Raw genomic sequence first — 11,880 nt, 5'->3', positions numbered from 1 at the left:
GATCAAGCCCCCGCCTTCGGTTTGCAACGATCGGCAAGCCGGATCTCCGCCGAGGGGGGGCGCAGATCAGAATGAACCGCAAACAGGTCGTAGATCATCGTCAGCACGTCTTCGCGCGGCCGCTGGTCGGCAACAGCTCGATAGATCGCCTGAATTTCTTGTGTTGCGTCCATGCTCCTATGCATTGGTCAACTCCGTAATCTTGAGCTTCCGGTCGACGAGCGCCGCCAGGTGCATGCTGTTGCGGGGAAGCGAGAGCGGCCGGATTTCCATGCCGCCGGATTCGAGCGTGCGCTCACGCACGAAAATGAGGCGGTCCTCCTTCAGGAGGATGCTGCGCTTGCTGCGGATGCGCGGTCCCGGCCCCTTGCCGGCCATATCAACCGGCACCTCTTTCGGCCTTACCGGGATGAGGCCGAGCGCCTGCAGGCGATGGCGAACGCTGTCGCTCTGGCATTCATAGGTTTCAGCGATGTGATCGATGGTCATGCCCGACGCGCAGTGAGACGCCAGCGTATCGCGATCAGGAAGTTTGCGGCGAAACGGCATGGCGGTCACCGGCAGAAGGTGACGACGGCGGCCCACATGGCGGCCAAGTCGATGAAGGCGAGGATACCAACGACCCAAACGAGGAAGACCACGTCTGGCGTGTTGCGCTGCGTGCGCAAATGCAGAACATTTCTCATGGGAAAGCGACCTTTCGTCCGTTTCGGAACCCGCCGCGTTCCTGGTCGCGGCGGTGACCGAAATCGGACCAGTCAGGCCGCTTCGCGGAACTTCACTTGCTCGGCGACCCACGCCACGTTACGCGCTTGGCTTTCAAGGCTGATGCCAGCAGCAAGCAGGGTGTCCTTCGTCTGCGGCCCACGCTCTTCGAACAGCTTCACCATGACGGCGCGGTCGAACGCGTCAGCGACGCTGATGGTTTCATCGGTGGCGGGTGCGGTGATCTTCTTCTTCGGCATGTTGCTCTCCTCGCCTCCCTCCGCGGCTGTCTCGGGAGGAGGTGAGACAGCCGCGCGCCCTCATGGCGATCCGGCATGGGAGGAGGAGAACCGGACGAGGGAAAGCGTTGCATATCATGCAACTTCCGTCAACGGCCAAAATTGCAAGTAATGCAACAAACATGTTGCATGAAACGAATCGTCTCTGCACCAGATAGGGAAATTCGTGGGGTAAGTTGGACTGCGCGGCTAATGGCCAGCTGCCGCTATAGCGATCCGGAACCTGCTGTGTCGTCTTCGAAGGTTTTCAACAGTGCGCTCGCGCGATTGATTATATCGCGTAGGACAGCTGCGGGTTCTCCACCCGTCGAATGCGCGAAGGTCGATTCGAGCCGCGACTTGATTTCAGCATTCATCGAACGCCTGTTGGCCCTGGCAGCTTCCAGGACCTTTCTTTTCAGATCAGGGGTAATTCGAAGCTTAAAAGTGGGGTCATCGCGGGACATAATTCATTGCTGACATAAAAATTGATAGCCTCAAATGACCCACAATGACCCCACGGTCGACTTGCGCGTGACCGGATATCTAGTAATAGTTGATTAAGGTCGGGCTGATCTGCCTAACCTAAAATGGTTAGGCCTGGGTGGGGAATCTGTTGAGTTGGTAAAGGAAATGGTTGAAAATGCGGGCTCATCCGTCAGAAAAGACGAGAATATCCGCTGTGCCGATCCGATCTTGGAGGCCGTGAATAGACTTCAAGCAGCAATGGCGGATTACAACAGCAATGCGCCTATGCACAGCAACGACGCCGCGAACGCCTACGCAATGCTGACATACGCGGAGCCGCTGATGATTATCCGAGAGTGGCGTCTGCCGGCGCGCTCCATGGAAGGAGCGATCGCCGCTTTGAGAATGGCGAAGCAGGCCGACGAGGATGGTGATTACACGATCGTCGGGCCCATGCTAACGGCTGCCTTGGCTTACCTCGACGAGCTTTAATCGTTCGTTCCGGTTTTGTCGTCGTTTTTGAAAAGAAGACGCAACATCTCGATTGCTCGTTCTTTTTGCTGGTCACTTTTGTCACGAAAGAACCTGGCTAGCCAGTCCTCGTCGGGGTGACGAAAGATACCGTGAACGTCAGTTCCGAACAGTGCCGCGAGCTTCTCCAGGTAGTCGGGCTTTGGAACGGTGCCCTGAAACCATCGTGACACCAAGCCCTTATCAGCACCCACCTCTCGAACGATGTCGGCCTGTTTCAAGTTCCGCTTTTCCGCCCACTCGACGATGAAGTGCACGCGAATCGGCGTCTTGTCAGTGTGGATCTGCGTCACGTTGTTCATTTCGCAACCATACAAGCGAGCGGACTTATTTTCGTTAGTGCATCGTACAGCATTTCCGCTTGCCATAAGTTGCAAGTTATGCAACCACTGGCGACATGCGCAAGAAATCGGAAATCACCAGATATCGCGAAGAGCATGATCGGATGTCCCTTGAGGATTTCGGCAAGCTCTTTTCGCCGCCGGTTGATAAGTCGACTGTCATGCGATGGGAGCGAGGCAACATAACGCCGCGCCGCGCTATACAGGTCGAGGCCGTGACTGGTATCGAGCGCCGAAGGCTCCTTCCGGAATTCTTCGAGGTTTCGGAGGCTTCGCCATGATTTCACGAGTCGGGATGGCGATAAGCCTGATCGCGCCACCCCGATCCGCGCCGGGCGCAGCCGCATGCGTCCGGCGCAATCGTTCCACACGCTGCCTGTCTCATCGATCGGGCCGCGTAACTTCGCGCCGGGCTGGCGGACTGCGTAATTCGCCCGGCGCGTCTTTTCTTCTGTTGCGTTCATGCGGACCTCCGTTGTGACCGCAGTCTGAGTAAGGCGCCGGGGCGCGCCTGACACCGAATCCAATTCCGTTCTTGTTTCCTTGCTTTTCGAGGGGGGTTTCGCATGCGCACAATTTCCGAGGTCGATATCCGCGCCATCAAGGCCGCGACGGAGGCGGCCTACACGCTTGGCGGCGGCGTCACCGCCTTCCCAGACCTGACGCGCGTCAATGTGTCGACGCTGTCGAAATACGCATCATTCAACGACGAGTACCGGGAAAGCGTGATCCCCTGCGATATCGCAGTTGAGGCTGATCGGCGCGCGAAAAGCCCCGTGATTGTCTCGGCAATGGCGCGACAACTTGGTTTCCGCCTGGTGCCCGACGCGCCGGAGATCGCAGAGACCGGATCACCATCCGAAAACGATGCTCTTCGCGTCATGTCCGAGGCGAGCGATGTGCTCAAGGAGATCCTGAGGGCGCGCGAGGACGGGAACGTTGATGCGCTGGACAAGAAGCGCATCGCCAAGGAGCTGCATGAACTGATCCGTGCGGCCGAAAGCGTTCTTGCAAAGGTCGAGGTGACGGCATGAGCAATGAACCCGCAATCGGGCCGTCTGGCCGCGCCATTCTTCGCCATATCCGCCTTTGCGGCATGGGCTGCGTGGCAGGTGAAATCGAAGATCGCCCCACTCTCCTGCAACTAGTGGCGCTCGGACATGTCCGCCGCTTCGGACCTGCGCACTCTTTGCTCAGTCTGACGGCCAAGGGCGAAAGGCATCTTGATAGCCTGATGAGGTGCGAATGATGGTCGCCTCCCCAACTTCATCCGTTCAACGCATGCAGGCGTTCGACAGCCTTCCCGCCGCACTGCGCCGCGCCATCGCCTTCGGCCAGCGCGTTTACGATCCCGCCGAAATCGCAGCGCGGATCGCCAACGGCCGAAATCCCGAAACGATTTTGCGCGGGCTTGTACGATATGACCGGAGGGCGCACCGATGAGCACTCACGCCAAATCCCGCGCGACGGAAGAGCGCGTTATGGAGATCGCGGCGCGCGACGGGTTCGTTATCAGCCAGACGAAGGCGGAGCAGAACGCGTGCATCCGCATGAATGTCACCGGGCAACTGCGCCGCGACCCCAAGCAAGGCACGAAATGGTGGTTGCCGGAACGGTTCCCGGCGGCCCCGCCGAAAACGGATTGGCACAGTCCGGAGCTGGTCGCCCGGATCGCCAATGGCAGCGCGAGCTATTTCGAAGAAAAGACTGGCAGCACCGATCTGCCGGTTGCTCTGCGGGTGGATCAGATCGACGTTTCCAACCGTTTGCGCACAGTTGACCAAGACAAGGTCTCAGCTCTGAAGGCGTCGATCGAGTTGATGGGATTGCGCACGCCGATTTCCGTCTACGGTGACTGGCGGGCGCACAATGATCCATCTGTTCGGGTGCGGCTGTCTGCCGGCGCGCACCGGTTGGAGGCCATGCGCCAGCTCGGGCGCGAGCATATTACCGCGATCATTCGGAGCGAAGACGAGGTCGACGCCGAGCTTTGGGAGATCGACGAGAACCTGATCCGCGCCGAGCTTACACCAGCAGATCGGGCGATATTCATTCATCGCCGCAAGCAGCTTTATGAGCTGAAGTTTCCGGAGACCGTGAACGGCGCAACTGGCATCGGGCGGCCAAAGCTTCGCCAAGTTGGCGAAGCTATTTCGGAAGAACCGAAAAGATTCAGCGCAGCAACGGCAGAGGCGACCGGCCAGAGCGAACGGGCCGTGCAGCGCGATGCCGAGCGCGGTGAGCGAATATCCGACAAGGCGCTGCGCATGCTTCGCGGCACGCGGCACGACAAGGGCACGGTGCTCGATCGACTGAAGACGCTCTCGGAGGAGCAGCAACAGGTCTACGTCTCCGCCCTCTTCGAAGCGGACAAGGCGACAGAGCAGCAATCAAAGCAGATCCGCACCGATAAGCTGGCAACCAAGCGCCTTGTGCGGATGGACATGATCAACGCCATTGCCGATCGCGGAAAGCTCGTCACCGGCAGGATGCCGATTGCGGCCGCGCCGGTGGGTTATTGCGATTGCCCATGGGAGCAGGAAGCGTGGAGCGACGAGACCGGCCAAGACAAGGGATTGCCGTATCCATCCATGACTGTCGAGGAGTTGAAGGCCCTCTGCGCTGGGTCGAACAGCCCCTTCACGCCAGATGCCATCTTGTACTTCTGGTCGACCACGAACCGGCTGCGCGACGCGATGGCGATCATCGAGGCGTGGGGCTTCAAGTTCGTGACCATGATGACGTGGGACAAGGTCAATATCGGCATGGGCCGGTGGGTGCGAGACCGGACCGAACATCTTCTGATCTGCAAACGCGGCGATTTCCCCGGTATCGATCTCTATACCGAGAAGCCGGAAAGCCTCTACAGCGAGGTCAAGAGCGAGCATAGCCGCAAGCCGGCGTGGTTTGCCGAGCAGATCGACCGACTGTACCCAACCATGCGTAAGCTTGAGCTTTTCCAGCGCAAGGAGAGCCTTGCCGAGGGCGATATCCGGCTGAACGGCAACTGGATATTCTGGGGCAACCAAGCGGGCGAGCCGGAGGCGGAAGAGACGCCACCAGCTTCATCAATCCTTGCTCGCGAATTCTTCGGCGACGAGCCGCCGGAACCTATCGAGGATCCGGCGAAAAAGGCTGTCTTGGATGCAGGTCTGGCGCATAACAATTATCTGCTGGAGCTCGACAGGAGCTTTAACAACGGCCCCGCGCTCGATACCCCGTCGCGGTTGCTGCGGAACCCTATCGAATTTTTCGACAGGCAAAGGTTCGGCGGTATCGCAAGTGAATTGCGACTAAGGCACCCTCGTCTGCGGGAGCACCCCCAAATTGCCGCCTATATCGCGGAGGTCGAAGAGCGGACCGGATTGCCGGTTGTGTGGAAGCCAGAGGATGAGTTTGGCCGCGATTTTGGAAGAGACTATCGCTACTTCCACGCCCTTGATCTGGCGACCGACAAAGACTGGCAAGTCCTGATCGAGACGGACTTTCTGACAGATCGGGAAGCGATTTGCAGCGGCGTCCTGTTCGGTCTTCAGTACAAAGGCATCTCAGTCAAAAATGCCCGCGCCTTGATGGCACACATCGGCAGCAGCGAGCCCGAAGACCGCAGCGGAACTCTGTTGATGTCGTCGGGGCTCAATCCGTTCAGGAACGGGAAAGAAAAACTCTGCAGCCCCAACATCAGTCCGCGCGGCGAGGCCGGAGCGTGGGTCGCTATCCATGGGCTTGAGGATGGGTGGCTGAATTATGCAGGCCACTTCCTGAGCGTGACTAGCAATGGGCTTCAGCGTCGTTCCGGTAATCCTGCGGAGGCCACATGATCTCCGATCTCCGCGATGACTTCGACGAATGCGCCAACGACGCCGAACGAGCGCGGTGGCTGCTAACCTCGTCCATCGAGTGCCTTTTACAAAACCAGAGTTTCATCCGCATTGTTTCGCGTCAGTCGGGGTTTCTGGCCGGTATCGAATATCTCGATGCCGAGCTGGCGCATTTCCGTGCGCCACGAACTGACGACGGCGAGACCGTCGATCTCATCACCATCAAGACCGCCAGAGGGCGGATGGATCGAATTGCATGCGGCCTCGCGCCGCGAAGACTGGGGATATAACGGCGTGGATTGGCGGCAGGAAACTTATAGATCCGTGCTGCAGCGTGGAAAGGTCGATATCGGGGCGATCTATCCACCAGCTGCGGGCGGACGCATGTGGCGTTGGCGCATATGGGTGACTACTAGCGGCCACCCGAACGCCGGGCGCGATGTTAGCGAGGAAAAGGTCAAGGCGCACGTCGAGCGCCGTTTTCAGGCGTTCATGGACGCTGCGCGGCTGATTCCCGCAGGCGGTGATGCATGATTGAGCCGGAACGCCACAACAGCTCGCGTGCATGGTCATGGCGGCACGCGGTCAGCATGTCCGGCCTGCAGCCGATCACGCGCCTGGTGCTGCATACGCTTGGCCTGAAAATGGATGAGACGGGTGGCTCCTGCTATCCGTCTGTCGCGGATCTCGTATCCATGACCGGCCTCGATAAGAAAACCGTCATGAAGCACCTCGATATCGCCGAGGAAAAAGGCTGGATCGAGATCACAGAACACGGCTTCCGAGGGCAGAAATGGAAGCGCGCCGAATACGTCGCTCGCTGGCCGGGACGCGATCTTACCGGAGCTGTTGCCGTCGCCACCGACGAGGAAGGTGGTGGAGCAGTTCCACCACCTTCTGAGGCGAAGGTGGTGGAAATGGTTCCCGAAGGTGGTGGAAATGGTTCCCAGAAGGTGGTGGAGCAGCTCCACCAAGATAAGAATCTTCCAGCTAATTCTTCCACTCATCTTCCAGCGGCTGGCGCCGCAGAGGGAGTGATTGGAAAAGCTGATCGGAAAAAGATTGAGGCCGCTTTCGTGCTCTGGTTCGCCAGCTGGAAGAAAGGCGATATCGATTTTGCTCGCAATGCCTGGTTCGCCCTCTCGGCGGAAGAGCGTGCCGAGTGCATCGAACGGACGCCGGACTATCTGCGCTGGGCCAAGCCATCCGACATTATGGCGGCTGCCGTCTATCTCAAACAGCGGCACTGGCGGGACATCCCGGCCGAATTTCTGGAGCGCGAACGAATGGTGGTTCACAACCCGTTCAGTCGCGCTTGGACTGCACTTGCGCTCTTCGAGCTGCTGAAGCCTGTCGCAACGGCAATGCCTGCGCCATCCCGCTTTCAGCAGATGCAGATCGACCAAGGAGGCGCGGTGGGTGCTGTGATCGTACGTGAGCGCCAGCAGACATACGGTTGGCCGAAGGTAGCCACGATGTTCCAGCGAGCGCAGATGGCGCAGGGCATGACCGTACCGGCCTCGCTGGTTTTGATCTCCGAAGGCTTCACGAGGGTGCGACGTGGCAGCGCCGACGAGGCTGCGTGGAAGGCGGCGTTCGATCGGCGCAATTGGCCCTGGCTACCTGTCACCGGGCATGAGTGGTTCTTCTTCCCTGCTGGTGAGCCTGAGGAAGCGTTAGCGAGTTTCGGCGAGGCAATTGCGAGGGAGCGAGGCGATGACGATGCAGCATAGGCGCAGTGACTTCGACGGCAAAGTCTCGATCAAAGGTCTCCTGAAGCTCGACAAGATCGCCGACGAGCAGCGAATCAGGATCAGCAATCTCGCCATGGCGAGCCGTCGAATCATCGCCGACTATCCCGATCTGTGTTCGTGGTACTGCCTGAAGGTTATGACCGGTCGCGAATTCGCGGTGGAAAAGTACCTCTATGAAGAAAATGTTGAGGCACTTGTTCCTTCGCGACTGGGTGAAGAACGTCGGACTAGGCATCGCATCATCCCTGCTCCTCGCCTACCTGTCATGCCCGGTTATGTGCTTGTCCAGTGCATCAACAGGGCTGAGTGCTTCGTAGCCTTGAGGCAGGTAAAGCACGTCATAGGCATCATCGGTGGCGGTGAGATGCCTTACCGTATCCCATTCGAATACGTGGAAAAATTCAGAAAGCGGGCTCACGAAGGCGCCTACGACAGCCGAGAAGTTCTTCTCACTTACAAGTTGGAGGAGCGGGTCAGAATCATAGACGGGCCGTTCGCGGCGTTCGATGCAACCGTGACCGCTATCGATGGCGAGAAGCATCGGGTTACTGTCGAAGCGAGCATCTTTGGTCGCAGCACGCCGGTCGAATTGGATATTGCGCAGATCGAAAAAGTGTGAGTAGAAATCACTCCATGGACAAGCTGATGATCCTGCAGTGAGCCTCTGAAAACGCAGTAACATGCGGGGACGATAGTCCTGAGGTCGGTACGCCGGTCAGCCCCAGCCCTGACAGCCTCACATGCGAGGCCATCGATTCAGGGTCAGTGCGCAAGCTATGAGCAGACGACGGGCGGCCTTCGGGTCGCCTTTTGCATATCTAGTATGGGCTGTCGTGCTGGGCCCATGTCACCTGAAAATAGGAGCGTGCAATGGGTATCCGTTGCAAGATGACGTTGGAGAACGTCTACGCGAATGCATGGGGCGGATCGAAGGCGATCTTCCGTTGCATCTACGACAAGGCCATTGCTGAGGACGTTTCGTTCTCGAAGGCCACGCCATCCGGGTTCGCCGAGTACAACATCGACAACCCAGCAGCTGCTGAGCAGCTCGTGATCGGCAAGCAATACTACGTTGACTTCACTCCCGTCGAGTGAGGATGCTGAGGCGGCCTTCGGGTCGCCTCTTTCGTTTAAGAGGTATGGGCAAGCTCACATCACTCAAGCCAAGGCTGAAGACGATAGGCAGTCGCCTCGCTCCAGCAGCTCCAGCCACACGGCAGGAAGCGGAAGCACAGCGTCACCACGAGCGTGATAGGTCGCAACACTGGCGTGCCTGGTACAAGACCACGCGTTGGCAGAAGCTCAGACAAGAGGTGTTGGTGCGTGACGCCTACATTTGCCAACGTACCGGTGTCGTCTGCATCGGCAAGCATCCCGCCCCCAACAGTCCCGTAGCTGACCACAAGAAGCCGCACCACGGTGACGAACAGCTGTTCTGGGACATCAACAACCTGCACTGCGTGAGCAAGGCGTATCACGACAGTGAGAAGCAGAAAGAGGAGCGGGCTCAAGCTCGTTGGTGATGAGCATGGCAGAAGTGAAACTGGATGGCGGAGAGCTTGTTGAACATCTGACGATCTCCTTGACCATGCCACGGGCCTTCGGACCCCGCTTATGGGTGGTTGGCAGGTTGATCTGGCTCGCCGGACTGATCAGCCCGGTCAAGATCGATGCAAAGCTGATCGACAATCAGGACCCCAACCCGACCCCTCAACGATGACAAGGGGGGGTGGGTCAAAAGTCTGAAAACCCCTTCCGGCCTAGACCCGCGCCCCTCTCATTCAGGGATTTTTTTCTCGTGAGTACGAATTTTGACCTCCTCGGAGACCCGATCCCGGACGGCTGGGGAAAGCGCGGAAGGCCTGCGCATATAGCCACAGAGAAAAACCGTAACAAAGTCATGCTGTTGCTGGCAATGGGCTGGAGCAATTCGCGGATTGCGAACGCCATAGGCATCACGCAGCCTACTTTGCGGAAGAATTATTTTCAGCAGCTGAAGCAGAGAGATCTGGCACGCGATCGCCTTGAAGGGGCACGCATCGATCTGGCTTGGGAGCTTGCAAAAGGCGGCAACGTCGGAGCGCTGCGAGAGTTCGGGAAACTGATGGAGCGCAACGATCGGATGGAGGTCGAACGCGAGCTTGGTTCTCAGAAACAGGACGAGAAGCCCGCTGCATCGGAGCGGGTTGGCAAGAAGCAACTCGACGAGATACGGGCGCGGGATGCGGACGCGGATCTGATGGCCGAATTGGAGCAAGAGGCTTCCCAGAATGCTCGCCACTGAGGATCTTCCTCGCTTCGCCTGCCCGGACTGGTGGGATCGGCTGCTTGACGGCCGCACTCCGATGGCGGACGTGCCATATGACAAGGTCAAGGCCGGAAAGGCTATTGCGTTCTTCAACCGCCTGCGCTTGCCGGATGTTCCCGGTAACCCTCCCCTAGTCGAGGCTTGCGGAGATTGGTTCCGGGACATGCTTGCGGTTTTCCTCGCAAGTGAAGATCCGGAGACGCTGCTTCCAACGGTGTGGGAGCTTCTCTGCATGGTCCCGAAGAAGAACTCGAAGACCACTTACGTTGCCGGCCTTGCCCTGACTGCGCTTTACATCATTGAAGCGCCGAACCGGCAGATGCTCCTCGTCGGTCCAAGCCAGAACATTTCGGAGCGCTGTTTCGACCAGGCGCAGGGCATGATCCGCTTAGACCCGAAGCTTGAGACAATCTTCAAGGTTCAGGATCATACGAAGACGATCACCCGATACAAGACGGGAACCTCACTCGATGTGAAGACCTTCGACACATCGATCGTGACTGGCGAAATCCCGATAATGACGATCATCGACGAGGTTCACGAACTCGGAAAGAAGGCGAAGGCCGCAGCCGTGATGCAGCAAATTCGCGGTGGTGGCATCACGAAGCAGCGAGGCCGCTTGTTGATGATCACGACGCAGTCAGACGAGCCGCCTGCCGGCATCTGGCGCACCGAGTTGGACAAGGCTCGGAAGATCCGCGACGGCAAAGGTGGTAGGTCGCCGATCATGCTGCCCGTTCTCTATGAATTTCCAGTTGAGAAGCAGATCGATCAGGAATTTTGGAGAAATCCAAAGAACTGGGACTTGATCCTGCCGAACATGGGGCGATCAATCGATCCGCAAGCGCTGATCGACGATTACGAGAACAATGGAAAGGTCTCGAAAGAGGCGGAGCAGATTTGGGCCAGCCAGCATCTCAATATTGAGATTGGCGTCGGTCTCGGCGGTGACGGATGGTCGGGTGCGCTGCACTGGTCCAGCTGCATTGACAACAAGCTCACTGATCTGGATGAACTCCTGAGAAGGTCAGAGGTTTGTACTGTCGGGATCGACTGGGGTGGCGCTGACGATCTTGCTGCTCTCTATGTCATCGGCCGCGAGAAATTCACCAAGCGTTGGTTAGGATGGGGGAAGGCCTGGGCACGACAGACCGTCTTCGAGCAGCGTAAAAGCATCGCTCCGCAACTTCGGGCCTTCGAAGAAGATGGTGATCTAATCATCTGCAAGTCAGGTGAAGAGCAAGCCGCATCCGCCGCCTCTATCTGTCGCAAGATCGCCGATAGCGGCCTCCTTCCGGAGGGTGACGGTATTGGCCTCGACAGCGCCGGCGTGGCACTTCTCCTTGATGCTCTTGAGGATGAAGAGCTCGTTGACCCTCTTGTTTGTGCGGTTCTTCAGGGCTGGAAACTGCAGACGGCAATCTCGTCTGTGCCATTGAAATTGGAAGACTCGCGTTTCGTGCATGGCGACCAGGCGATCATGAATTGGTCGGTAGGCAATGCCAAGCAGACCCTAAAGGGCAGCAATTACGTCGTTACCAAAGAGGTTTCCGGCGCTGCGAAGATCGACATGCTTATGGCCTTGTTCAATGCGGCCATGTTGATGTTCCGAAATCCTGAAGCGGTTGGCCGCTCTGTCTACGAAACTCGCGGCATTCGAACCGCCTGAGGAAA

21 protein-coding genes are annotated in these 11,880 nt (G+C 58.3%); 14 read left to right on the top strand and 7 right to left on the bottom strand.

What is annotated here, in order from left to right:
* Positions 1 to 2 precede the first annotated feature (2 nt).
* The 5 genes from AB8B33_RS05450 to AB8B33_RS05430 form a co-directional block, all read right to left on the bottom strand.
* Positions 3 to 173: a hypothetical protein gene (locus AB8B33_RS05450; RefSeq protein ID WP_439014631.1), complete on the bottom strand. Its 171-nt coding sequence runs from the start codon at positions 171 to 173 to the stop codon at positions 3 to 5.
* Positions 174 to 177: 4 nt separating this feature from the next.
* Positions 178 to 549 carry a hypothetical protein gene (locus tag AB8B33_RS05445; protein ID WP_439014630.1) on the bottom strand — a complete coding sequence of 124 codons (372 nt, stop codon included), beginning with the start codon at positions 547 to 549 and terminating at the stop codon, positions 178 to 180.
* Positions 550 to 554: 5 nt separating this feature from the next.
* Positions 555 to 686 carry a hypothetical protein gene (locus AB8B33_RS05440; RefSeq protein WP_439014629.1) on the bottom strand — a complete coding sequence of 44 codons (132 nt, stop codon included), beginning with the start codon at positions 684 to 686 and terminating at the stop codon, positions 555 to 557.
* 72 nt (positions 687 to 758) lie between these two features.
* On the bottom strand, positions 759 to 965 hold the full coding sequence (locus AB8B33_RS05435) for a hypothetical protein (protein ID WP_439014628.1): 207 nt from the start codon (positions 963 to 965) through the stop codon (positions 759 to 761).
* Between the two features lie 245 nt (positions 966 to 1,210).
* Positions 1,211 to 1,450 carry an Arc family DNA-binding protein gene (locus AB8B33_RS05430; protein ID WP_439014627.1) on the bottom strand — a complete coding sequence of 80 codons (240 nt, stop codon included), beginning with the start codon at positions 1,448 to 1,450 and terminating at the stop codon, positions 1,211 to 1,213.
* A gap of 154 nt (positions 1,451 to 1,604) precedes the next feature.
* On the opposite strand from AB8B33_RS05430, the gene AB8B33_RS05425 reads away from it, so the two are divergent.
* Entirely contained in the window at positions 1,605 to 1,943 is a 339-nt protein-coding gene (locus AB8B33_RS05425) for a hypothetical protein (protein WP_439014626.1), read from the top strand.
* On the opposite strand, the gene AB8B33_RS05420 is transcribed toward AB8B33_RS05425, so the two are convergent.
* Together AB8B33_RS05420 and AB8B33_RS05415 are read right to left on the bottom strand one after the other, a co-directional pair.
* Positions 1,940 to 2,284 (bottom strand): helix-turn-helix domain-containing protein, encoded by a 345-nt coding sequence (locus tag AB8B33_RS05420; protein ID WP_439014625.1) that lies wholly within the window; start codon positions 2,282 to 2,284, stop codon positions 1,940 to 1,942. The genes AB8B33_RS05425 and AB8B33_RS05420 overlap by 4 nt on opposite strands.
* A complete protein-coding gene (locus tag AB8B33_RS05415) occupies positions 2,281 to 2,787 on the bottom strand; it encodes a hypothetical protein (RefSeq protein ID WP_439014624.1) in 507 nt (168 codons plus the stop codon). The genes AB8B33_RS05420 and AB8B33_RS05415 overlap by 4 nt, the downstream gene beginning before the upstream one ends.
* A gap of 102 nt (positions 2,788 to 2,889) precedes the next feature.
* Here AB8B33_RS05415 and AB8B33_RS05410 point away from each other — a divergent pair, with 102 nt between their 5' ends.
* From AB8B33_RS05410 to AB8B33_RS05350, 13 genes are all read left to right on the top strand, one after another.
* On the top strand, positions 2,890 to 3,357 hold the full coding sequence (locus AB8B33_RS05410) for a phage regulatory CII family protein (RefSeq protein ID WP_439014623.1): 468 nt from the start codon (positions 2,890 to 2,892) through the stop codon (positions 3,355 to 3,357).
* The gene (locus AB8B33_RS05405) at positions 3,354 to 3,572 is read left to right on the top strand and encodes a hypothetical protein (protein WP_439014622.1); all 219 of its coding nucleotides are present in this window, start codon (positions 3,354 to 3,356) and stop codon (positions 3,570 to 3,572) included. Before AB8B33_RS05410 ends, AB8B33_RS05405 begins: the two co-directional genes overlap by 4 nt.
* Positions 3,569 to 3,766, top strand: a complete 198-nt coding sequence (locus tag AB8B33_RS05400; protein WP_439014621.1) for a hypothetical protein — start codon at positions 3,569 to 3,571, stop codon at positions 3,764 to 3,766. The genes AB8B33_RS05405 and AB8B33_RS05400 overlap by 4 nt, the downstream gene beginning before the upstream one ends.
* Before the next feature lie 38 nt (positions 3,767 to 3,804).
* Complete coding sequence (locus AB8B33_RS05395) at positions 3,805 to 6,144, top strand: MT-A70 family methyltransferase (RefSeq protein ID WP_439014620.1); 2,340 nt, start codon at positions 3,805 to 3,807, stop codon at positions 6,142 to 6,144.
* Positions 6,141 to 6,434, top strand: a complete 294-nt coding sequence (locus AB8B33_RS05390; protein WP_439014619.1) for a hypothetical protein — start codon at positions 6,141 to 6,143, stop codon at positions 6,432 to 6,434. The genes AB8B33_RS05395 and AB8B33_RS05390 overlap by 4 nt, the downstream gene beginning before the upstream one ends.
* Positions 6,435 to 6,468: 34 nt before the next feature.
* Positions 6,469 to 6,678, top strand: a complete 210-nt coding sequence (locus tag AB8B33_RS05385) for a hypothetical protein (protein WP_439014618.1) — start codon at positions 6,469 to 6,471, stop codon at positions 6,676 to 6,678.
* The gene (locus AB8B33_RS05380; protein ID WP_439014617.1) at positions 6,675 to 7,877 is read left to right on the top strand and encodes a helix-turn-helix domain-containing protein; all 1,203 of its coding nucleotides are present in this window, start codon (positions 6,675 to 6,677) and stop codon (positions 7,875 to 7,877) included. The genes AB8B33_RS05385 and AB8B33_RS05380 overlap by 4 nt, the downstream gene beginning before the upstream one ends.
* The gene (gene nusG / locus AB8B33_RS05375) at positions 7,861 to 8,517 is read left to right on the top strand and encodes a transcription termination/antitermination protein NusG (RefSeq protein ID WP_439014616.1); all 657 of its coding nucleotides are present in this window, start codon (positions 7,861 to 7,863) and stop codon (positions 8,515 to 8,517) included. The genes AB8B33_RS05380 and nusG overlap by 17 nt, the downstream gene beginning before the upstream one ends.
* A 251-nt stretch (positions 8,518 to 8,768) precedes the next feature.
* On the top strand, positions 8,769 to 8,993 hold the full coding sequence (locus tag AB8B33_RS05370) for a hypothetical protein (protein ID WP_439014615.1): 225 nt from the start codon (positions 8,769 to 8,771) through the stop codon (positions 8,991 to 8,993).
* A 224-nt stretch (positions 8,994 to 9,217) separates the two neighbouring features.
* Complete coding sequence (locus AB8B33_RS05365; protein ID WP_439014614.1) at positions 9,218 to 9,421, top strand: hypothetical protein; 204 nt, start codon at positions 9,218 to 9,220, stop codon at positions 9,419 to 9,421.
* A gap of 5 nt (positions 9,422 to 9,426) precedes the next feature.
* Positions 9,427 to 9,618 carry a hypothetical protein gene (locus tag AB8B33_RS05360; protein ID WP_439014613.1) on the top strand — a complete coding sequence of 64 codons (192 nt, stop codon included), beginning with the start codon at positions 9,427 to 9,429 and terminating at the stop codon, positions 9,616 to 9,618.
* A 78-nt stretch (positions 9,619 to 9,696) separates the two neighbouring features.
* Entirely contained in the window at positions 9,697 to 10,182 is a 486-nt protein-coding gene (locus AB8B33_RS05355; protein ID WP_439014612.1) for a hypothetical protein, read from the top strand.
* On the top strand, positions 10,169 to 11,875 hold the full coding sequence (locus AB8B33_RS05350; protein ID WP_439014611.1) for a terminase large subunit domain-containing protein: 1,707 nt from the start codon (positions 10,169 to 10,171) through the stop codon (positions 11,873 to 11,875). Before AB8B33_RS05355 ends, AB8B33_RS05350 begins: the two co-directional genes overlap by 14 nt.
* Positions 11,876 to 11,880 lie beyond the last annotated feature (5 nt).

The sequence above is a fragment of the Rhizobium sp. 768_B6_N1_8 genome (genome assembly GCF_051811225.1).
Classification (GTDB): Bacteria; Pseudomonadota; Alphaproteobacteria; order Rhizobiales; family Rhizobiaceae; genus Rhizobium.
Note: the sequence above shows the minus strand (reverse complement) of the source record. Positions and strands in the feature narration are given on the sequence as shown.

What these genes read in the sequence shown, in the direction of transcription:
- AB8B33_RS05420 (WP_439014625.1), bottom strand. Translation starts at nt 2,284, where the DNA reads ATGAACAACGTGACGCAGATCCACACTGACAAGACGCCGATTCGCGTG.
- AB8B33_RS05410 (WP_439014623.1), top strand. Translation starts at nt 2,890, where the DNA reads ATGCGCACAATTTCCGAGGTCGATATCCGCGCCATCAAGGCCGCGACG.
- AB8B33_RS05360 (WP_439014613.1), top strand. Translation starts at nt 9,427, where the DNA reads ATGGCAGAAGTGAAACTGGATGGCGGAGAGCTTGTTGAACATCTGACG.
- AB8B33_RS05405 (WP_439014622.1), top strand. Translation starts at nt 3,354, where the DNA reads ATGAGCAATGAACCCGCAATCGGGCCGTCTGGCCGCGCCATTCTTCGC.
- AB8B33_RS05430 (WP_439014627.1), bottom strand. Translation starts at nt 1,450, where the DNA reads ATGTCCCGCGATGACCCCACTTTTAAGCTTCGAATTACCCCTGATCTG.
- AB8B33_RS05390 (WP_439014619.1), top strand. Translation starts at nt 6,141, where the DNA reads ATGATCTCCGATCTCCGCGATGACTTCGACGAATGCGCCAACGACGCC.
- AB8B33_RS05445 (WP_439014630.1), bottom strand. Translation starts at nt 549, where the DNA reads ATGCCGTTTCGCCGCAAACTTCCTGATCGCGATACGCTGGCGTCTCAC.
- AB8B33_RS05370 (WP_439014615.1), top strand. Translation starts at nt 8,769, where the DNA reads ATGGGTATCCGTTGCAAGATGACGTTGGAGAACGTCTACGCGAATGCA.
- AB8B33_RS05415 (WP_439014624.1), bottom strand. Translation starts at nt 2,787, where the DNA reads ATGAACGCAACAGAAGAAAAGACGCGCCGGGCGAATTACGCAGTCCGC.
- AB8B33_RS05450 (WP_439014631.1), bottom strand. Translation starts at nt 173, where the DNA reads ATGGACGCAACACAAGAAATTCAGGCGATCTATCGAGCTGTTGCCGAC.
- AB8B33_RS05435 (WP_439014628.1), bottom strand. Translation starts at nt 965, where the DNA reads ATGCCGAAGAAGAAGATCACCGCACCCGCCACCGATGAAACCATCAGC.
- AB8B33_RS05440 (WP_439014629.1), bottom strand. Translation starts at nt 686, where the DNA reads ATGAGAAATGTTCTGCATTTGCGCACGCAGCGCAACACGCCAGACGTG.
- AB8B33_RS05395 (WP_439014620.1), top strand. Translation starts at nt 3,805, where the DNA reads ATGGAGATCGCGGCGCGCGACGGGTTCGTTATCAGCCAGACGAAGGCG.
- AB8B33_RS05350 (WP_439014611.1), top strand. Translation starts at nt 10,169, where the DNA reads ATGCTCGCCACTGAGGATCTTCCTCGCTTCGCCTGCCCGGACTGGTGG.
- AB8B33_RS05400 (WP_439014621.1), top strand. Translation starts at nt 3,569, where the DNA reads ATGATGGTCGCCTCCCCAACTTCATCCGTTCAACGCATGCAGGCGTTC.
- nusG (WP_439014616.1), top strand. Translation starts at nt 7,861, where the DNA reads ATGACGATGCAGCATAGGCGCAGTGACTTCGACGGCAAAGTCTCGATC.
- AB8B33_RS05380 (WP_439014617.1), top strand. Translation starts at nt 6,675, where the DNA reads ATGATTGAGCCGGAACGCCACAACAGCTCGCGTGCATGGTCATGGCGG.